The sequence below is a fragment of the Pantoea sp. 1.19 genome (assembly GCF_001922585.1).
In the GTDB taxonomy this organism is placed as follows: Bacteria; Pseudomonadota; Gammaproteobacteria; order Enterobacterales; family Enterobacteriaceae; genus 1-19.
On sequence record NZ_MRBS01000013.1, the window covers coordinates 1 to 19,050 of the forward strand.

General features: G+C 57.1%; 19 protein-coding genes and 1 other annotated feature. Of the genes, 7 read left to right on the top strand and 12 right to left on the bottom strand.

Going from position 1 to position 19,050, the window contains the following annotated elements; genetic code table 11:
* Window positions 1-484: 484 nt before the first annotated feature.
* From clpB to rluD, 3 genes are all read right to left on the bottom strand, one after another.
* A complete protein-coding gene (gene clpB, locus BS626_RS16920) occupies window positions 485-3,058 on the bottom strand; it encodes an ATP-dependent chaperone ClpB (RefSeq protein WP_075183557.1) in 2,574 nt (857 codons plus the stop codon).
* A gap of 123 nt (window positions 3,059-3,181) precedes the next feature.
* Window positions 3,182-3,910 (bottom strand): purine nucleoside phosphorylase YfiH, encoded by a 729-nt coding sequence (yfiH, locus tag BS626_RS16925; protein WP_075183586.1) that lies wholly within the window; start codon window positions 3,908-3,910, stop codon window positions 3,182-3,184.
* On the bottom strand, window positions 3,910-4,890 hold the full coding sequence (gene rluD / locus BS626_RS16930) for a 23S rRNA pseudouridine(1911/1915/1917) synthase RluD (protein ID WP_075183558.1): 981 nt from the start codon (window positions 4,888-4,890) through the stop codon (window positions 3,910-3,912). The genes yfiH and rluD overlap by 1 nt, the downstream gene beginning before the upstream one ends.
* A 129-nt stretch (window positions 4,891-5,019) precedes the next feature.
* Between rluD and bamD the strand changes: the two genes are divergently transcribed.
* From bamD to pheA, 4 genes are all read left to right on the top strand, one after another.
* Window positions 5,020-5,754 (top strand): outer membrane protein assembly factor BamD, encoded by a 735-nt coding sequence (gene bamD, locus BS626_RS16935; RefSeq protein WP_075183559.1) that lies wholly within the window; start codon window positions 5,020-5,022, stop codon window positions 5,752-5,754.
* A 249-nt stretch (window positions 5,755-6,003) separates the two neighbouring features.
* Window positions 6,004-6,339: a ribosome-associated translation inhibitor RaiA gene (gene raiA, locus BS626_RS16940; RefSeq protein WP_075183560.1), complete on the top strand. Its 336-nt coding sequence runs from the start codon at window positions 6,004-6,006 to the stop codon at window positions 6,337-6,339.
* 101 nt (window positions 6,340-6,440) lie between these two features.
* Window positions 6,441-6,567: a sequence feature (Phe leader region), on the top strand.
* Complete coding sequence (locus tag BS626_RS18700; RefSeq protein ID WP_205949628.1) at window positions 6,442-6,489, top strand: hypothetical protein; 48 nt, start codon at window positions 6,442-6,444, stop codon at window positions 6,487-6,489. Its footprint overlaps the feature before it by 48 nt.
* 23 nt (window positions 6,568-6,590) lie before the next feature.
* Window positions 6,591-7,751, top strand: coding sequence for a bifunctional chorismate mutase/prephenate dehydratase (pheA, locus tag BS626_RS16945; protein WP_075183561.1), 1,161 nt, complete (start codon window positions 6,591-6,593; stop codon window positions 7,749-7,751).
* A 56-nt stretch (window positions 7,752-7,807) separates the two neighbouring features.
* Here the strand turns inward: pheA and tyrA are convergent, their stop codons facing one another.
* Window positions 7,808-8,929, bottom strand: a complete 1,122-nt coding sequence (tyrA, locus tag BS626_RS16950; RefSeq protein ID WP_075183562.1) for a bifunctional chorismate mutase/prephenate dehydrogenase — start codon at window positions 8,927-8,929, stop codon at window positions 7,808-7,810.
* A gap of 15 nt (window positions 8,930-8,944) precedes the next feature.
* Window positions 8,945-10,015 (bottom strand): 3-deoxy-7-phosphoheptulonate synthase, encoded by a 1,071-nt coding sequence (locus BS626_RS16955; RefSeq protein ID WP_075183563.1) that lies wholly within the window; start codon window positions 10,013-10,015, stop codon window positions 8,945-8,947.
* Between the two features lie 283 nt (window positions 10,016-10,298).
* On the opposite strand from BS626_RS16955, the gene BS626_RS16960 reads away from it, so the two are divergent.
* Complete coding sequence (locus BS626_RS16960; RefSeq protein WP_075183564.1) at window positions 10,299-10,832, top strand: GNAT family N-acetyltransferase; 534 nt, start codon at window positions 10,299-10,301, stop codon at window positions 10,830-10,832.
* An 87-nt stretch (window positions 10,833-10,919) separates the two neighbouring features.
* On the opposite strand, the gene rplS is transcribed toward BS626_RS16960, so the two are convergent.
* The 5 genes from rplS to ffh all read right to left on the bottom strand — a co-directional run bounded on the left by rplS (window position 10,920) and on the right by ffh (window position 14,431).
* The gene (gene rplS, locus BS626_RS16965; protein WP_075183565.1) at window positions 10,920-11,267 is read right to left on the bottom strand and encodes a 50S ribosomal protein L19; all 348 of its coding nucleotides are present in this window, start codon (window positions 11,265-11,267) and stop codon (window positions 10,920-10,922) included.
* Between the two features lie 10 nt (window positions 11,268-11,277).
* Complete coding sequence (trmD, locus tag BS626_RS16970; RefSeq protein WP_075183566.1) at window positions 11,278-12,072, bottom strand: tRNA (guanosine(37)-N1)-methyltransferase TrmD; 795 nt, start codon at window positions 12,070-12,072, stop codon at window positions 11,278-11,280.
* Window positions 12,073-12,107: 35 nt separating this feature from the next.
* The gene (rimM, locus tag BS626_RS16975; RefSeq protein WP_075183567.1) at window positions 12,108-12,656 is read right to left on the bottom strand and encodes a ribosome maturation factor RimM; all 549 of its coding nucleotides are present in this window, start codon (window positions 12,654-12,656) and stop codon (window positions 12,108-12,110) included.
* 18 nt (window positions 12,657-12,674) lie between these two features.
* Complete coding sequence (rpsP, locus tag BS626_RS16980) at window positions 12,675-12,923, bottom strand: 30S ribosomal protein S16 (RefSeq protein ID WP_170870483.1); 249 nt, start codon at window positions 12,921-12,923, stop codon at window positions 12,675-12,677.
* A 146-nt stretch (window positions 12,924-13,069) separates the two neighbouring features.
* The gene (gene ffh, locus BS626_RS16985; RefSeq protein WP_075183569.1) at window positions 13,070-14,431 is read right to left on the bottom strand and encodes a signal recognition particle protein; all 1,362 of its coding nucleotides are present in this window, start codon (window positions 14,429-14,431) and stop codon (window positions 13,070-13,072) included.
* A gap of 170 nt (window positions 14,432-14,601) precedes the next feature.
* On the opposite strand from ffh, the gene BS626_RS16990 reads away from it, so the two are divergent.
* The gene (locus BS626_RS16990) at window positions 14,602-15,393 is read left to right on the top strand and encodes an inner membrane protein YpjD (protein WP_075183570.1); all 792 of its coding nucleotides are present in this window, start codon (window positions 14,602-14,604) and stop codon (window positions 15,391-15,393) included.
* Window positions 15,394-15,416: 23 nt separating this feature from the next.
* Entirely contained in the window at window positions 15,417-16,712 is a 1,296-nt protein-coding gene (locus tag BS626_RS16995; RefSeq protein ID WP_075183571.1) for a CNNM domain-containing protein, read from the top strand.
* A gap of 51 nt (window positions 16,713-16,763) precedes the next feature.
* Here BS626_RS16995 and luxS read toward each other — a convergent pair whose 3' ends face one another.
* Window positions 16,764-17,279: an S-ribosylhomocysteine lyase gene (gene luxS / locus BS626_RS17000; RefSeq protein ID WP_075183572.1), complete on the bottom strand. Its 516-nt coding sequence runs from the start codon at window positions 17,277-17,279 to the stop codon at window positions 16,764-16,766.
* A gap of 161 nt (window positions 17,280-17,440) precedes the next feature.
* Entirely contained in the window at window positions 17,441-19,039 is a 1,599-nt protein-coding gene (gene gshA / locus BS626_RS17005; RefSeq protein WP_075183573.1) for a glutamate--cysteine ligase, read from the bottom strand.
* Window positions 19,040-19,050: the final 11 nt, after the last annotated feature.

Below are 19,050 nucleotides of genomic sequence, written 5' to 3' on the forward strand. Positions count from 1 at the left end.
AATCTGAGCCATGATCAAACTCTTCAATTAAAAAGCTTGATGCTCAAAGAATTAAACTTCGTAATGAATTACGTGTTCACTCTTGAGACTTGATATTTTTGAGCCCGGAGGCTTTTGATATCTGTCCTGTGAGTGCCCACACAGATTGTCTGATAAATTGTTAAAGAGCAGTGAGTTAGGCGCTTTCGCTTGCTAACTCGAGGTGGCGTATATTACGCTTTCCTCCTTCAGAGTCAACCTCTTTTTCAGAAGTTTTTCTCCGGCGGCGCCGGTGAATCCCGGGCCTCTGCACCGCACCTGCCGCGAGGCCGTTGTGCCGTGTCAGTGGAGGCGCATTATAGGGATCCGATTTCAGAGCGCAAGGGCTAATTTCAGAAAAAACACCAACCGCTCACTTTCCACGCACCAATATCATAAAAACACCTGTTCACGCTGCTTTTACCCACAAAAATGGGCCCGCAGGCCCATTTTGAGGTCAGACACGCTACTGCCTGGCCACGATATGTCCATCCTCGACGTCCATATTGATGGTTTTGCCCGGTAACAGCGCTCCGGAGAGGATTTGCTGCGCCAGCGGGTTTTCGATCTCCTGCTGAATGGCCCGCTTTAATGGCCGCGCACCGTAGACCGGATCGTAGCCATTTTTACCCAGCAGCTGCAGGGCCTCACCCGAGATGTGCAGCGCGAAGCCGCGCTCGGCGAGGCGATCGTACAGCCGCTGCAGCTGAATCCGGGCAATCGAGGCAATGTGCTGCTCGCCAAGCGGATGGAAGACCACCAGCTCATCGATACGGTTAATGAACTCGGGGCGGAAGTGCTGACCAACCACGCTCATCACCAACGCTTTCATATCGGCGTAATCCAGGTGGCCAAACCGTTCCTGAATCAGATCCGAGCCGAGGTTCGAGGTCATGATCACGACCGTGTTGCGAAAATCGACCGTTCTGCCCTGGCCATCGGTCAGGCGTCCGTCGTCCAGCACCTGCAGCAGGATATTGAATACGTCCGGATGTGCTTTTTCCACTTCGTCCAGCAAAATCACTGAATAGGGACGGCGGCGCACCGCTTCGGTCAGATAGCCCCCCTCTTCATAACCGACATACCCCGGAGGCGCCCCGACCAGGCGCGAAACCGAATGCTTCTCCATAAACTCGGACATGTCGATACGCACCATAGCGTCGTCGCTGTCGAACATAAAGTTAGCCAGCGCCTTGCACAGCTCGGTTTTGCCCACCCCGGTAGGACCGAGGAACAGGAAAGAGCCAATCGGACGGTTCGGATCCGCCAGCCCGGCGCGACTGCGGCGGATAGCATTGGAGACGGCTTCAACCGCTTCATCCTGACCAATCACCCGCTGGTGCAGCTCTTTCTCCATCCGCAGCAGCTTATCCCGCTCCCCTTCCATCATCCGGGAGACCGGGATACCGGTCCAGCGCGCCAGCACATCGGCAATTTCCACGTCGGTTACGCGATTGCGCAACAGACGCATGGTTTTACCTTCCGACTGGGTAGCGGCCGCCAGCTGTTTTTCCAGCTCGGGAATTTTGCCGTACTGCAGTTCTGACATTTGTGCCAGATCGCCGGTACGTCGCGCCTGCTCCATTTCTAACTTCGCCTGCTCCAGTGCGGCCTTGATATGTTGAGTACCGGAGAGCTCGGCTTTTTCCGCTTTCCACTCTTCTTCCAGCTCGGCATACTCACGCTCTTTGTGCCCCAGCTCATCTTCCAACATCGTCAGACGCTTAACGCTGGCTTCATCCGACTCTTTCTTCAGCGCCTGCTGCTCCAGCTTCAGCTGGATGATGCGACGCTCCAGCCTATCGAGCGCCTCGGGCTTCGAATCGATCTGCATGCGAATGCTGGATGCCGCTTCGTCGATCAGGTCAATGGCTTTATCCGGCAGCTGGCGGTCGGCAATGTAGCGGTGCGACAGCGTCGCCGCGGCGACGATCGCCGGGTCGGTGATTTGCACGTGGTGGTGCAGCTCGTAGCGCTCTTTTAATCCGCGCAGGATCGCGATGGTATCTTCCACCGTCGGCTCCGCCACGTACACTTTCTGGAAACGGCGCTCGAGGGCCGCGTCTTTTTCAATATATTGACGATATTCATCGAGCGTGGTCGCGCCTACGCAGTGCAGCTCACCGCGCGCTAATGCGGGCTTTAGCATATTCCCGGCATCCATCGCGCCGTCGGCCTTACCGGCTCCGACCATGGTATGCAGTTCATCGATAAACAGAATGACGTTGCCTTCCTGTTTGGCGAGATCGTTAAGCACCCCTTTTAACCGCTCTTCAAATTCACCACGGTACTTAGCTCCCGCCACCAGCGCGCCCATATCCAGCGCCAGCACCCGGCGGCCCTTCAGGCCCTCCGGCACTTCACCATTGATAATGCGCTGCGCCAGTCCTTCTACGATCGCCGTTTTACCGACGCCGGGCTCACCAATCAGCACCGGGTTATTTTTGGTACGACGCTGGAGCACCTGAATAGTCCGGCGAATCTCTTCATCGCGGCCTATTACCGGATCAAGTTTGCCGGCCTCAGCGCGCTCGGTGAGATCGATGGTGTATTTTTTTAATGCCTGCCGCTGATCTTCAGCGCCCTGATCGTTCACGCTCTCTCCTCCACGCAGCTGCTCAATCGCCGCGCTGATTTTTTCACTGCTGGCCCCTGCCGCTTTCATTAAATCACTCAGCGAACCGCGGGACTCCATTGCGGCGAGTACAAACAGTTCGGATGAGATAAAGTTGTCACCGCGCTTCTGCGCCAGTTTGTCGCAGAGGTTAAGCAGACGGACTAAGTCAGAAGAGGGTTGCACGTCGCCCTCGGTCCCCTCCACTTGCGGTAAGCGGCTGATGGCTTGCTCAAGGCTGGTGCGCAGCGCGGCGGCATCGACGCCGGCGGTGGTTAATAATGGACGTACCGATCCGCCTTCCTGCGTCAGTAACGCACTCATCAGATGCAGCGGTTCGATAAACTGGTTGTCGCGCCCCAGCGCCAGTGACTGGGCGTCGGCAAGGGCTAACTGAAATTTGTTGGTAAGACGATCCAGACGCATTCTTTCCCCCTACAGGTCAAATTGCTACTGGAGATTAAATGAGGTCATCCCTCAAATATTCAAGGTTATTGACCTGCAAAAAGGTGAAAAAACACACACCCTGGACCGTCTTGAGGCGCAAGATTAACTCAGCCAGAGCAAACTTGCCATACGGCCGGTAACGCCATCGCGTCTGTAGGAGAAAAAGTGAGCGGACTCCGTCAGCGTACAGTGGTCACCACCGCTCACTGAAGCCACGCCCGCCGCGGAAAGACGCCGCCGCGCCAGCTGAAAAATATCCGCCAAAAATTTTTCACCGCGCGGCCGAAATGCCTCCGCGGCGTACGGATCGCCGGCGCAAAATGCCGCGCGCACTTCGGCACCGACCTCAAAAGCCAGCGGCCCGATTGCCGGCCCCAGCCAGGCGTGGATCTCGCCGGCCGGCGCGCGAAATCGGCGCAGCGTCGCCTCCAGTATCCCCGCCTGCAGCCCGCGCCAGCCGGCGTGAGCCGCCGCGACTTCGCGACCATCAGCGGAGCAGAACAGCACCGGCAGACAGTCAGCCGTCATAACCGCACAGACCACGCCGGGCGTCGCGGTATAAACGGCATCAGCACGGCGCTGCGCCGGCGGCTGGTGCGTCAGCGTCAGCACGTCGGTACCGTGTACCTGCTCCAGCCATACCGGCGGCCCCGGCAGCGCCAGCGCATCGACCAGACGCTGCCGGTTTTCCGCCACCGCCGCCGGATCATCGCCGACGTGCCCGCCCACATTCAGGCTGTGCCAGTTTCCCTGACTGACCCCACCGTCGCGCCGGGTTGACCACGCGCGCACGTTCGTCGGAGCCGGCCAGGCGGGCAGAAGCGGCGCAATCACAGCCAGTCCAGCTGATCTTTAAACTGTTCCGTATCCGCCTTCAGCGCCGCAATCAGCTCAATCATGTCCTGCGGCAGGGGCGCGTGCCACTCCATCTCAATGCCGCTGATGGGATGATACAGGCGTAGCATGGTCGCGTGCAGCGCCTGGCGATCGAAGCCGCGCAGCGCGGAAATAAAGGCTTCGGAGGCTCCCTTCGGCGGACGCGGGCGGCCACCGTACAGCGGATCGCCCACCAGCGGATGGTTGATGTGCGCCATATGGACGCGAATTTGGTGCGTACGGCCGGTCTCCAGCCGCAGACGCAGGCGGGTGTGCGCGCGAAAGTGCTCCATGATGCGGTAGTGGGTCGTCGCCGGTTTCCCCATGGGATGGACGGCCATGTGGGTACGCTTGGTTGAGTGACGACTGATCGGCTGATCCACCGTGCCGCCTGCGGTCATCGTACCCATGGCGACCGCTTCATATTCGCGGGTGATTTCACGCAGCTGCAGTGATTCAACCAGGTGCGTTTGTGCCGGAACGGTTTTCGCCACCACCATCAGGCCGGTGGTGTCTTTATCCAGCCGGTGAACGATTCCGGCGCGCGGCACATCAGCAATCTGCGGGTAATGATGCAGCAGTGCGTTCAGTACCGTGCCATCGGGATTACCGGCTCCGGGATGGACAACCAGCCCGCGCGGCTTATTGATAACCAGGATATCGTCATCCTCGTAAACGATATCGAGCGCGATATTCTGCGGTTCCCAGCGGGCTTCCTCTTCAATTTCGGCAATTATTTCAACGTGTTCTCCCCCCAGCACTTTCTCTTTTGGGGTGGTGGCCGGCTGGCCGTTGACGTGTACTTGCCCGCTCAGGATCCACTCTTTTATGCGCGAGCGTGAATAATCAGGGAACATTTCCGCCAAAGCCTGATCTAAGCGTTGTCCGAGTTGCGATTCGGACACCGTTGCGGTGAGTTGTACTTGTTGTGCCATAGACAGCTTCTTCGTTAACGTTGGGTTTTACGGCAATGCCGTTTAAGATAATGTGCTATTGTACCTGGTCACTTGCGGAAGCTTAACGGACAGCTTCCCGAATAACACTCTGAGGATAATCAAATCGTCATGACGCGTATGAAATATCTGGTGGCTGCAGCCACGTTGAGCCTGGCGCTGGCGGGCTGCTCCAGCTCAAAGGATACGGTGCCTGACAGCCCGCCATCCGAGCTGTATGCCACGGCTCAGCAAAAACTGCAGGACGGTAACTTTAAAGGAGCAATAACGCAACTGGAAGCGCTGGATAACCGCTATCCTTTTGGTCCCTACTCCCAACAAGTGCAGCTGGATTTGATTTACGCCTATTACAAGAATGCCGATTTGCCGTTGGCTCAGGCGTCAATAGACCGCTTCATGCGTCTCAACCCTACGCATCCCAACATCGATTACGTGCTGTACATGCGCGGATTGACCGATATGGCGTTGGATGACAGCACCCTGCAGGGCTTCTTCGGCGTCGATCGTTCCGATCGCGATCCGGAGCATGCGCGCAACGCCTTTAAAGACTTCGGCCAGCTGCTGCGCGGGTATCCGAACAGTCAGTACGCAGCCGATGCCCGCAAGCGCATGATCTTCCTAAAAGATCGCCTGGCTAAACACGAGCTCGCCGTGGCGCAGTTCTACACTAAACGCGGGGCTTACGTCGCCGTCGTTAACCGCGTTGAGCAGATGCTGCGGGATTATCCGGATACCGCGGCCACCCGCGAGGCGCTGCCGCTGATGGAGAATGCCTATCGTCAGATGCAGCTGAACGCCGAAGCGGATAAAGTCGCGAAGCTGATCGCCGCTAACGATCCGGCCTGACGGCACGCCCTCTGGCAGGAAAAAAGCAGCCGACGGGCTGCTTTTTTTATCGCGCGCTGGCGACATATCCTGACTATAGTGACCTGTTCTGCCGTTGGCGACAACCTTTTTTGCCGGTTTTAGCCGCGCGTCTCGCAGAAATGCCAGCTTGACAAAAAGTGACAAAAATAAGTGATTTAGATCATACTTTTTCACCGTATTCGCGGTATGCTGGATTCACCAAGACGGAAATGACAGAGAGGTAAGACTATGATTCTGAACATTACCAGCAAGCAAATGGATATTACTCCGGCCATCCGCCAGCATGTCGAAGACCGTCTCGCCAAACTTGAAAAATGGCAAACTGACCTGATAAACCCGCACATCGTTCTGTCGAAAGAACCGAAAGAATTCGTCGCCGATGCCAGCATCAATACCCCTAACGGTCAGCTTGTCGCCAGCGCCAAACATGAAGACATGTATGTCGCCATCAATGACCTGATCAACAAGCTGGAGCGCCAGCTCAATAAAGTGCAGCATAAGGGGGAAGCGCGCCGCGCCTCCGCCAGCGTCAAGGACCTGAGCGTCGACGTCCCCACCGAGTGAGCCTTATCCGGCTCGCGTTAACGCGCCCCAGGGCGCGTTTTTTATTGACAGTCCGTTTTGTCAGCGGTTAAGTTAGCCCTTTAATCCGTCGCGGACAGCCCAATGCATACGACTCCGTTTTTCTTCGCTTTCTTTTTTACCTTCCCCTGATCCGGGAGGCCTTTCGTCGCATCAGAAAGCAAGCGAAGACGAACAGCAAAGCCTCCCCAACCGGGAGGCTTTTTTATTTCTGCTAAACAACAGGGACTACTATGAGCACGAACAATCCGCTGCTGGCGCTGCGCGATAAAATCAGCGCGGTGGATCAGCAGCTGCTGGGCCTGCTGGCCGAACGCCGCCGTTTGGCCCTCGACGTCGCCCGCGCCAAGATGGCCACTCAGCGGCCGGTACGCGACATCGATCGCGAGCGTGACCTGCTGGAACAGCTGATTACGCAGGGCAAAGATCATCAGCTTGACGCACACTTTATTACCCGCCTGTTTCAGCTGATCATTGAAGACTCGGTGCTGACTCAGCAGGCCCTGCTGCAAAAACAGCTGAATACCCCGCAGCAGCAGTCGGCCCGCATAGCCTTTCTCGGCCCGAAAGGCTCCTACTCCCACCTCGCGGCGCGTAACTACGCGGCTCGTCACTTTGCTCAGGTGATTGAGTGCGGCTGCCTGAAGTTTCACGAGATTTTGGCTCAGGTCGAAAGCGGTCAGGCTGACTATGCGGTTCTGCCGATTGAAAATACCAGCTCCGGCGCCATCAATGACGTTTACGATTTGCTTCAGCAAACCCGCCTGTCGATCGTTGGCGAAATGACCATCCCGATTGACCACTGCGTGCTGGTCTCCGGCAGCACCGATCTGCAGCACATCGAGACCGTCTACAGCCATCCGCAGCCTTTCCAGCAGTGTAGCCAGTTTCTGCAGCGCTTCCCGCACTGGAAAATCGACTACACCGAGAGCACCGCGGCCGCAATGGAAAAAGTTGCTGCACTGGGTTCACCGCGCGTCGCCGCGCTGGGCAGCGAGGCCGGGGGGGCGCTGTATGGCCTGCAGGTGTTGGAACGCAACCTGGCCAATCAGAGCCAGAACATTACCCGCTTTATCATTCTGGCGCGCAAGCCGGTGACCGTATCATCGCAGGTGCCGGCCAAAACCACGCTGATTATGGCTACCGGCCAGCAGGCCGGTGCGCTGGTGGAAGCGCTGCTGGTATTGCGCAACCACGGCCTCATCATGAGCAAGCTGGAGTCGCGCCCGATCAACGGTAACCCGTGGGAAGAGATGTTCTACCTCGATGTGCAGGGCAACCTGCATTCGGCGCCGATGCAGCAGGCGCTGCGTGAACTGGGCGAGATTACCCGCTCGCTTAAGGTGCTTGGTTGTTACCCCAGTGAAAACGTGGTGCCGGTCGATCCCACCTGAGCGGTATAAAAAAAGGCATCCAGCTGGATGCCTTTCTGGTGCGTGCGCCGATAGCTTTACGGCCGGCTGTCGTTAGCCTGGCGCAGTAGCGTCCGGCTCTCGGCCTGGAAGCGCGGCGCATAATCGCCAAACCAGTGGGCAATGCGGCGAAAGCTGCTGATAAACGCCTGCTTATCCCCCTGCTCCAGCAGAGCGATCGCCTCACCAAAGCGCTGATGGTAACGCTTAATGAGCGCCAGGTTGCTCTCTGACGACATGATAATATCGGCGTATAGCTGCGGATCCTGGGCAAATAGCCGTCCTACCATGGCCAGCTCCAGCCGGTAAATGGGCGAGGAGAGCGCCAGCAGCTGGGCAAGCTGGGCATTTTCTTCGGCGAGGTGCAGGCCGTAAGCAAAGGTCGTAAAGTGGCGTAGCGCCTGAATAAACGCCATATTCTGGTCGTGTTCCACAGCGCTGGTACGATGCAGGCGCGCGCCCCAAACCTGAATCTGCTCCAGCAACCACTGATACGCCTCCGGCTGACGGCCGTCGCACCATACCACCACCTGTTTGGCCAGGCTGCCGATATCCGGGCCGAACATCGGATGCAGACCCAGCACCGGTCCGCGGTGCGCTGCCAGCATTGCCTGCAGCGGGCGGTTTTTGACCGACGCGAGGTCCACCAGGATGCAGTCATCCGGCAGCCTGGGCAGGCGGGCAATCACGCTCTCGGTCAGATGAATAGGCACGCTGACGATCACCATGCCGGCATCGGCCAGCAGCGTGTCCGCCGCTGCCCAGTCTTCTTTATCCAGCACGCGCACCTGATAACCGGAGAGGGTCAGCATCTTTGCAAACAGGCGGCCCATCTGCCCGTGTCCGCCGACGATAACCACCGGCCGCAGCGCCGGGTTAAGGGTTTTAAACCCCTTGTCGTTCTCGCTGGAGTAGGATTCGCGCATGATGCGGCGCAGCACGTCCTCGATAAGATCGGGCGGGACACCGAGGGCCGCCGCTTCGTCACGCCGCGAAGCCAGCATGCTGGCTTCGCGCTCGGGCACATAGATGGGCAAACCGTAGCGGCTTTTTACTTCGCCCACTTCGGCCACCAGCGCCAGCCGTCTGGCCAGCAGGTCGAGTAATGTTTTGTCCACCTCATCGATTTGATCGCGTAGCGCGGTCAGTTCAGCCACCATCGTGTGTTTATCCTCTCAGGCCAGTCGCGCCGTCAGTACATCCTGCAAATCCCGGTGAAGGTCGCGCAGCAGGCGATCGGTGGTTTCCCAGTTGATGCAGGCATCCGTGACTGAGACGCCGTAGCGCATCTCGCTGCGCGGCTGTTCAGAGGACTGGTTACCTTCATGGAGATGGCTTTCCAGCATCAGCCCCATAATCGAACGGTTACCATCGCGAATTTGCGCAATCGCAGACTCGGCCACGCCGGACTGACGGCGGAAATCTTTATTCGAATTACCGTGACTGCAATCTATCATCAAGGCCGGACGGAGTCCCGCCTGAATCATCTCTTTTTCACACTGAGCCACATCTTCCGGGCCGTAGTTTGGCTGCTTACCGCCGCGCAGGATCACGTGGCCATCGGGATTGCCCTGGGTTTGCAGCAAGCATACCTGCCCGGCCTGATTAATGCCGACAAAGCGATGGGGCATGGCGGCAGCCTTCATCGCATTGATCGCCGTGGCAAGGCTGCCGTCGGTCCCGTTCTTAAAGCCTACCGGCATTGACAGCCCGGAGGCCATTTCGCGGTGGGTTTGCGATTCGGTGGTGCGCGCACCGATGGCTGACCAGCTGAACAGATCGCCAAGGTACTGCGGACTGTTAGGATCCAGCGCTTCAGTAGCCAGCGGCAGCCCCATTTCGACCAGCGACAGCAATAGCTGGCGGGCCATATGCAGGCCGGCTTCCATATCAAACGAGTTATCCATGTAGGGATCGTTGATCAGCCCTTTCCAACCGACAGTTGTACGGGGTTTTTCAAAATAGACACGCATCACGATATACAGCCGATCCTTCAGCTGTACGGAAAGATCGTTTAACCGCCGGGCATACTCCAGCGCGGCCTCAGGATCGTGAATAGAGCAGGGGCCACACACGACCAGCAGTCGGGGATCGCGACCTGCCGTAATGTCCGCGATTGTCTGCCGTGATGCCGCGATCTGCGCCTCTAGCGCCGCGCTCAGCGGAAACTTCGCTTTCAGTTCATCCGGCGTGATTAATACCTGTTCACCGGCGATATGGACGTTATTGACAGTGTCTTTTTGCATAATGCGATCCTTTTGCTCCCGTTGGCGTGTTCATCGATCCTCAGCGAGGAGCCATCACTGTATCACACGACGTAATCAAATCAATCCACATATGTACCGAATTTATTCCACCAATAAAAATTAACGCAGATTTAGTTATTTATTTCATGTAAAACATATAGTTATATAAAAAGAGTGAGCCTTATACTGTAAATTATAATTTACACTTCTTGCGATACATTAATTTTGTGCTGCGTGTATTTAGCCAGTAAGCTGAATTCATGTGCTGATAGCAGGAGGTTATATGCACCCTCTCCATTTTCGCCCGCTGGAGCACGGCGACGCGCCGGCGTTTGCTCAGGCGGTCAATGCATCACTGGATACCCTGCTGCCCTGGATGTGTTGGGCTCATGCGGGTTACACCGAAGCCGACGCCACGGCGTGGATTACCCTGACCCAGGTGCAGCGCAGGCTGGGTGAAGCCGATGAGCTGGGGATCTTTAGCGAGGATGGTCAGCTCCTCGGAGGAGCAGGCTTACGCTTTAGTAGCGATCCGCAGGGGCTCACTGCCATCGGTTACTGGGTACGCAGCGCGGCGCAGAATCAGGGCATCGCCACGCAGGCGGTCAACTATCTCGCGCGGCTGGCAATCCCCGCGGGCGCCAGCGGCCAGCTGGAGATCCTTGTAGCCGAGCAGAACCTTGCCAGCCGTCGGGTAGCGGAAAAATCCGGCGCGCGTCTGGTCGGCATGCGTTTTGGCCTGATCGTCCTTGATAGCGGCCCGGTCAATACTGCCGTTTATCACCTGAGCCGCACCGCGCGTCCGCGCCCGGCATAGCCGCGCGCCCAGGCAGACAAAAAAGGGGCTGGCCATTGGCCAACCCCTTGTTTGCTATTAACTTTTGGATGCAGCGTAAGCTGTATCTTAGTTAAGACGCTCTTTGATACGAGCAGACTTACCAGTACGCTCACGCAGGTAGTACAGTTTGGCCTGACGTACGGCACCGCGACGTTTCACCGTGATGCTGTCGATCACTGGAGAGTGAGTCTGGAACACACGCTCAACGCCTTCGCCGTTGGAAATTTTGCGAACAGTGAATGCAGAATGCAGACCGCGGTTACGAATAGCGATAACCACGCCCTCGAATGCCTGCAGACGTTTTTTGGAACCTTCAACAACCCATACTTTCACTTCCACGGAGTCACCCGGGCGGAAGGACGGTACGTCCTGCTTCATCTGCTCTTGTTCAAGTTGCTTGATAATGTTGCTCATAATTTACTCTCTAATCCTGGGTAAACTGATATTCGGACGGCGTAGCCAGTCCCTCATCGTTGTGCTGCTGACGCCACTCCTGCTGGAATGTGCGAAGCAGCTTTGCTTGCTCTTCAGTCAGAGCCAGGTTTTCCAGAAGTTCAGGTCTTCTCAGCCAGGTACGGCCCAGCGACTGTTTCAGGCGCCAGCGACGAATCTCGGCATGGTTGCCCGACAGCAGAACTGGCGGCACCTCCATCCCTTCTAACACTTCAGGGCGGGTATAGTGAGGACAATCCAGCAGGCCATCCGAGAACGAATCCTCGTCGGCTGACGCCTGTTTTCCCAGTACCCCCGGCACCAGCCGGGAAACCGAGTCAATCAGCGTCATTGCCGGTAACTCACCACCGCTGAGCACGTAATCGCCGACAGACCACTCTTCGTCGATCTCGGTTTGGATCACACGCTCATCGATCCCTTCATAGCGGCCACATACCAGAATCAGCTTCTGATGGGTCGCCAGCTCGCAAACGCCCTGTTGGTCCAGTTTGCGCCCCTGAGGTGACAGATAAATCACCTTAGCACCCTCTCCTGCCGCCGCTTTCGCTGCGTGGATTGCATCCCGTAAGGGCTGCACCATCATCAGCATTCCCGGTCCACCGCCGTAGGGACGATCGTCCACGGTACGATGGCGGTCGTGCGTGAAGTCACGCGGACTCCAGCTGTGAATGCTGAGCAGGCCATTTTTTACTGCCCGGCCCGTTACCCCATACGCAGTAATCGCATGAAACATCTCCGGAAAGAGGCTGATAACACCTATCCACATAGAGTGTCCCGTGGTTTTACCGTGATCGTCGGGGGTCAAAAACCAGGATCCCAGTCTACTTCAATCGTGCCAGTAGCGAGATCGACATTCTTGATAACCTGTTGTTCCAGAAACGGAATTAACCGTTCCTTTGCACCGAAAGCGTCTTTCAGGTTTGCCTTAACGACCAGTACGTCGTTTGAGCCGGTTTCCATCAAATCAATGACTTTACCCAGCGCGTAGCCTTGTACGGTCACCACCTGGCAGCCCATCAGGTCTTTCCAGTAGTAGTTACCGTCGTTCAGCTCAGGCAGCTGCGTGCTGTCGACCACGATTTCCGCGTTAGTCAGTCGCGCCGCCGCATCACGATCGTCAATGCCGTTGACTTTGATGATCATGTCCTGATTGTGGTGTTTCCAGCCTTCCAGCTCAATCTGCTGCCAGTGTCCGGCGCGCTGAATAAACCACGGCTGGTAATCAAAAATGCTTTCGGCATCTTCGGTGGAAGAAAACACTTTGAGCCAACCCCGAATGCCGTAGGGTGCTCCCATTTTCCCGAGAATCAGCGGGTTAGCAGGAGCCTGGGCGGGTAGTTGTTTGCTCATGGTGACCACCGTAACAGATTAAGCTGCTTTTTTAGCTTGTTTGATCAGCGCATTAACGCGATCAGACAGGGTAGCGCCCTGGCCAACCCAGTGCTCAATGCGGTCCAGATCCAGACGCAGACCTTCAGCCTGACCAGAAGCGATCGGGTTGAAGAAACCTACGCGCTCGATGAAGCGACCGTTGCGAGCATTGCGGCTGTCAGTGACGACGACCTGGTAGAACGGACGCTTTTTCGCGCCGTGACGTGCCAAACGAATTGTTACCATAACATCCTCTTCAGTTAATAAAACAACCGGGCCCCATCGAGGAACGGGGCCCGGCTGCCTAATATAAAGCCCGAAAATTTTACTCATTTTGGCGTAAAAAGCAATCGAAAATGACCGCTGATACGCCCGTCTGCGGGCAGAACGGCTCAGCGGCCCGGGAATCCGGGCGGCATCATGCCCTTCATGCCCCGCATCATTTTCGCCATGCCGCCCTTTTTCATCTTTTTCATCATGCGCTGCATGTCATCAAATTGCTTCAGCAGGCGGTTCACGTCCTGTACCTGCATCCCGGAGCCGGTGGCGATACGACGCTTGCGCGAGCCTTTGATGATCTCTGGCGAGGCACGCTCTTTCAGCGTCATCGAGTTGATCATCGCCTCCATCCGCACCAGCACTTTGTCGTCCATCTGGGATTTGACGTTATCCGGAATCTGCCCCATGCCCGGCAGCTTGCCCATCAGGCTGGCCATGCCGCCCATATTGCGCATCTGCTTAAGCTGGTCGAGAAAGTCGTTAAGATCGAAGCCGTCGCCCTTCTTCAGCTTTTTCGCCAGCTTCTCCGCCTGATCGCGGTCCACTTTGCTCTCGATATCTTCAATCAGCGACAGCACGTCGCCCATGCCGAGGATGCGCGAGGCAATACGGTCCGGGTAAAAGGGTTCCAGCGCTTCGGTCTTCTCACCGACGCCCATAAATTTGATCGGCTTACCGGTGATATTGCGAATCGACAGTGCGGCACCGCCGCGGGCATCACCGTCCACTTTGGTCAGGATCACCCCGGTCAGCGGCAGCGCTTCGTTAAACGCTTTTGCGGTATTGGCCGCATCCTGGCCGGTCATCGCATCGACGACAAACAGGGTTTCCACCGGATTAATTGCCGCGTGTACCTGCTTGATCTCATCCATCATCGCTTCGTCGACGTGGAGTCGGCCGGCGGTATCCACCAGCAGGACGTCATAGAACTTCAGCTTCGCTTCTTTCAGCGCGCTGGTCACGATGTCCACCGGTTTCTGACTGAGATCGGAGGGGCAGAAATCGACGCCTACCTGTTCTGCCAGCGTTTCCAACTGCTTGATCGCCGCCGGGCGGTAAACGTCCGCGGAGACCACCAGCACTTTTTTCTTGTGCTTTTCGCGCAGGAACTTACCGAGCTTGCCGACGCTGGTCGTTTTACCCGCCCCCTGCAAACCGGCCATCAGCACGACGGCCGGCGGCTGAGCGTTCAGGTTCAGCGCATTGTTCTCGTCACCCATGGCGCTGACCAGCTCGTTGCGCACAATTTTGACGAACTCCTGACCGGGCGTCAGGCTCTTATTGACTTCCTGCCCCACCGCGCGCTCTTTCACGCGGTTGATGAATTCGCGCACCACCGGCAGCGCAACGTCCGCTTCCAGTAGCGCCATGCGCACTTCGCGCAGGGTATCTTTAATGTTGTCTTCGGTCAGTCGGCCGCGGCCACTGATATTGCGCAGCGAGCGCGACAAGCGATCGGTTAAATTATCAAACATCGTCTCTCACTCAAGGTCACAGAGAGGTCGCCCGGGCGACACTATTTGGCGGCGAGTATAACATGAACCGCGGCCAATCTCTGCACTTGCGGCGGAGATCGTTTGGCGGCGAAGGATGCGGGCGTTATACTGCTGTTTTTCTTTTCTTCGATCGGTGTCTGAGACGTTCTATGTCTGTTTTTGCAATTGTGGCGCTGCTCGCCTGGTCTCTCAGTCTTGCGCTGATCATCCCCGGACTGCTGCGTAAAAGCGGCAGCTGGCGGCGCGCAGCGCTGTTATCGGCCACGCTGGCTATCGCCTGTCATGCGATTACGCTGCAGCAGCGCATTTTTGGTATGGACCACGGGCAGAACCTGAGCCTGCTGAATGTGGGCTCGCTGGTCAGCCTGCTGATCTGCGGCATCATGACGCTGGTCGCCTCACGCGATCGCGGCTGGCTGCTGCTGCCCATCGTTTATACCTTTGCCCTGATCAACCTGGCCTTCGCCACCTTTGTGCCCAACGCGTTTATTACGCACCTGGAGAGCACGCCCGGGGTGATGATTCACATTGGGCTGGCGCTGTTTGCCTACGCCACGCTGATCATTGCCGCGCTCTATGCCCTGCAGCTGGCGTGGATTGATTATCTGCTCAAGCATAAGAAGCTGGCCTTCAGCAGCGAGATGCCGCCGCTGATGATGATTGAACGCAAAATGTTTCACATCACTCAGGTCGGCGTGGTGCTACTCACCCTGACGCTCTGCTCGGGGCTGTTTTACATGGATGATTTCTTCAGCCGCGAAAACGCCGACAAGGCGGTGCTCTCTATTGCCGCATGGTTTGTGTATATCGTGCTGCTGTGGGGACACTATCATGAAGGCTGGCGCGGACGTCGCGTCGTCTGGTTCAACTGCGGCGGGGCACTCCTGCTGACCATGGCTTACTTCGGCAGTCGCCTGTTACAGCAGGCCATTAGCGGCTAACCGACAGATACAGGGAATTTACGTTGGAACACATATCCACCACCGCGCTGATCATCACCCTGGTGGTGATGGTCCTCATCTCCGCTTACTTCTCCGGGTCTGAAACCGGCATGATGACGTTGAACCGTTACCGCCTGCGCCATAAAGCCAAGAGCGGCAACCGCGCCGCCCGCCGGGTGGAAAAGCTACTGCGGCGGCCGGACCGACTGATAAGCCTGGTGCTGATTGGCAATAATCTGGTCAACATTCTCGCCTCCTCCATCGCCACTATCGTCGGCATGCGGCTATATGGCGATGCCGGGGTGGCCATTGCAACCGGTATTCTCACCTTTGCGGTGCTGATTTTTGCCGAGGTCATGCCAAAAACCTTTGCCGCGCTTTATCCGGAAAAGGTGGCCTACCCCAGCAGCTTTTTGCTGGGGCCGCTGCTGATTCTGCTACAGCCGCTGGTGTGGCTGTTTAACGTGATTACCCGCGTACTGTTGCGCCTGGTTGGCATCAAGACCGATCACGCCGCCAGCGGCGCGCTGAGTAAGGAAGAGTTGCGCACGCTGGTACATGAGTCGCACAGCATGATGTCGCGCCGCAACCAGGACATGCTGCTGTCGGTACTGGATCTGGAAAAGGTCACGGTAAACGACGTGATGGTGCCGCGTAACGAAATTGTCGGTATCAACATCAACGATGACTGGAAAGCCATCTTGCGTCAGCTCAGCCACTCGCCGCACGGCCGCATCGTGCTCTACCGCGATTCGCTTGATGATGCCATCAGCATCCTGCGCGTGCGCGAAGCCTGGCGAATGATGAACGAGAAAAAGGAGTTCACCAAAGAAACCATGCTGCGCGCCGCCGATGAGATCTACTTTATTCCGGAAGGCACCGCACTGAATCAGCAGCTGGTGAAGTTCCAGCGAAATAAAAAGAAAGTGGGCCTGGTGGTGGATGAGTATGGCGACATCGAGGGGCTTATCACCATCGAGGATATCCTCGAGGAGATCGTCGGTGATTACACCACCTCGATGTCCCCAACCCTCGCCGAAGAGGCACAGCCGCAAACGGACGGTTCCGTGCTGATAGACGGCAGCGCCAACGTGCGCGAAATCAATAAGGCCTTTAACTGGACCCTGCCGGAAGCGGAGGCGCGCACCATCAACGGGATGCTGCTGGAAGCGCTGCAGGAGATCCCGCTGGCCGGCAGTCAGGTGACGATTGCCCACTACACCATTGATATTCTTGAAGTGGAAGAAAACATGGTGAAGCAAGTGCGGATCACACCGGCGCAGGCGCTTAGCGCTACCCTCGGCAAACGTCAGCGCTAACCATAAAAAAGGGCGGGAACCTCTCCCGCCCGGCAGACGACCGCTGGCCACTTACAGGTGCAGCGACTTCAGCTTCTCTTCCGGCAGAGCCAGCGCATCGTTCTGGTTCACTCCGACATCCCGATCGAGAATATGACGGGCAATCTCCTGAGCCTCTTCCAGCGAGTGCATCTCATAGGTGCCGCACTGGTATTCATTCAGCTCCGGGATCTTGCGCTGGTCGGTCACCTTCAGCACGTCGGCCATCGCGGCCTTCCACGCGTTGGCCACGCGCACTTCGTCCGGCGTACCAATCAAGCTCATGTAGAAACCGGTGCGGCAGCCCATCGGCGAAATATCAATGATCTCCACGCCATCACCGTTCAGGTGGTCACGCATAAAACCGGCAAACAGGTGCTCAAGGGTGTGAATACCGCGCTCCGGCATCACTTCCTGATTTGGCTTGCAAAAGCGCAGATCAAAAACGGTGATGGTATCCCCGTGCGGGGTTTTCATGGTTTTGGCCACGCGCACGGCGGGGGCGGCCATAATGGTGTGATCGACGGTAAAGCTATCCAGCAACGGCATAAGGTCACCTCAAAATAAATTTATTTACGAAAAAGTGAAACTTTTCCGGCTTGTGCTCGTCTGACTATATGCAAGACGCGCATTTGTTATCATCATCTCAATCCTGACAACAGAGATGGACATTTGGCCACATTGATGTGGCCTTTTTCTTTTCTGCCGCCCTAGCCGGCGCGCTGGGCCAGAAACGCCTCAAAGCTAAGCGTATCCGCCGCTTCAATCTCTTTCTGCCGCGCCTGCGAGCGCAGGGCTTCGTCCCGGAACTGCCCGGTGCTCATCACCCGCATCGGTTCCGCTAGCAGCATCTGGCGGTACTCCTCCGCCAGCATCAGACCGGTACCGCTGATGCCGTCCGCTTTCATCGCCTGCAAAATACGCGCGGAAAAGGTCAGTTCCGGATCGTCAAAGCAGGCGGCCAACCGTTCGCAGACCGTCTGATAATGATGCTCACCCTGATTGCGATCCAGTACATCGGCAACGCGGGCAAGATCGTGGAACAGCGCCTTACCCACGTCGGCCAGTGGTTCACGGGCATCGCCGCAGCCGATACCGATTGTCTGTCCGGGCTTGCGTCCTTCCAGAATCACCCGGTTCCAGTTCTGTCGTGCGCAGATCAGTTCATCGCTGCTCATCTCGGGCGCATCCGCCAGCGCACACCAAATCAGGAACAGGTCGAGAAAACGCACCTGCTGCTCATCAACCCCGACCGGCGAGAACGGGTTGATATCCAGAGAGCGCACTTCGATATACTCAATGCCGCCGCGCAGCAGCGCATCCGACGGCGCTTCTCCGTCGCGGGTGACGCGTTTGGGGCGGATCGGCGCATACAGCTCATTTTCGATCTGCAGCACATTGGTATTGAGCTGCAAATAGTCCCCGTGCGCATCTTTCAAACCAATGCGGGCAAACTCCTCCGATGGCGTTTTGATCGCCCGCTTCAGCGCGGTGACGTAGGCGTCCAGCGTATTGAAGGTAATGCCTAAGGTATTCTGCGACTTATTGGTGTAGCCAAGATCGCTCATGCGCAGCGAGGTGGCATACGGCAGATAGAGCATCCCGTGATGCGTTTCAAACGGCAGCGAGCTGGTTTTACCCTGCAGGAAAGAGCGACAGATCGCCGGGGAGGCGCCGAACAAAAACGGAATTACCCAGCCAAAGCGGTAATAGTTGCGGATCAGCCGCAAATAGCCGTCCGAAATCTTATCTTTGCCGCCCTCCTCATCGCTGACGCCGGCCCGCTGCTGCCAGAAGCTCAGCGGCAGAGAGAAATTATAATGCACGCCGGAGATGGTTTGCATCAGGGCGCCGTAGCGGTTTTTCAGCCCTTCACGGTACAGGGTCTTCATCCGGCCAATATTAGAAGTGCCGTACTGGGCCAGCTCAATCGGGGTATTCTCGCCAATAAAACACGGCATGCTGAACGGCCACATACGCTCGTCGCTCAGTTCGCGGGCCACCTCACGGTGAATATCGCGCAGCGTGTCGAGCAGCGGAGCAATCTCGCGCTCAACCGGAGTGATAAACTCCAGCAGCGTTTCAGCAAAATCGGTGGTTACCCAGCTGTGGGTCAGTGCCGAACCGAGCGCTGCCGGGTGCGGCGTCTGCGCCAGTTTACCGTCAGGCTCGACGCGCAGCGTTTCACGCTCAATGCCGCGTCCAATGCCGTTCAGCGCATCAGGATGGGCTTCCAGCCACGAAAGCGCCTGAGATACGTCAGGGATCACGTTGACCTCCCGCTGTGTAAGATTTTTATTGTTTAGCATAATGTGTATTG

Coding starts and splice junctions, on each gene's coding strand:
- clpB (WP_075183557.1), bottom strand. CDS start 3,058: ATGCGTCTGGATCGTCTTACCAACAAATTTCAGTTAGCCCTTGCCGAC.
- rluD (WP_075183558.1), bottom strand. CDS start 4,890: ATGGCACAACAAGTACAACTCACCGCAACGGTGTCCGAATCGCAACTC.
- bamD (WP_075183559.1), top strand. CDS start 5,020: ATGACGCGTATGAAATATCTGGTGGCTGCAGCCACGTTGAGCCTGGCG.
- raiA (WP_075183560.1), top strand. CDS start 6,004: ATGATTCTGAACATTACCAGCAAGCAAATGGATATTACTCCGGCCATC.
- pheA (WP_075183561.1), top strand. CDS start 6,591: ATGAGCACGAACAATCCGCTGCTGGCGCTGCGCGATAAAATCAGCGCG.
- tyrA (WP_075183562.1), bottom strand. CDS start 8,929: ATGGTGGCTGAACTGACCGCGCTACGCGATCAAATCGATGAGGTGGAC.
- BS626_RS16955 (WP_075183563.1), bottom strand. CDS start 10,015: ATGCAAAAAGACACTGTCAATAACGTCCATATCGCCGGTGAACAGGTA.
- BS626_RS16960 (WP_075183564.1), top strand. CDS start 10,299: ATGCACCCTCTCCATTTTCGCCCGCTGGAGCACGGCGACGCGCCGGCG.
- rplS (WP_075183565.1), bottom strand. CDS start 11,267: ATGAGCAACATTATCAAGCAACTTGAACAAGAGCAGATGAAGCAGGAC.
- trmD (WP_075183566.1), bottom strand. CDS start 12,072: ATGTGGATAGGTGTTATCAGCCTCTTTCCGGAGATGTTTCATGCGATT.
- rimM (WP_075183567.1), bottom strand. CDS start 12,656: ATGAGCAAACAACTACCCGCCCAGGCTCCTGCTAACCCGCTGATTCTC.
- rpsP (WP_170870483.1), bottom strand. CDS start 12,923: ATGGTAACAATTCGTTTGGCACGTCACGGCGCGAAAAAGCGTCCGTTC.
- ffh (WP_075183569.1), bottom strand. CDS start 14,431: ATGTTTGATAATTTAACCGATCGCTTGTCGCGCTCGCTGCGCAATATC.
- BS626_RS16990 (WP_075183570.1), top strand. CDS start 14,602: ATGTCTGTTTTTGCAATTGTGGCGCTGCTCGCCTGGTCTCTCAGTCTT.
- luxS (WP_075183572.1), bottom strand. CDS start 17,279: ATGCCGTTGCTGGATAGCTTTACCGTCGATCACACCATTATGGCCGCC.
- gshA (WP_075183573.1), bottom strand. CDS start 19,039: ATGCTAAACAATAAAAATCTTACACAGCGGGAGGTCAACGTGATCCCT.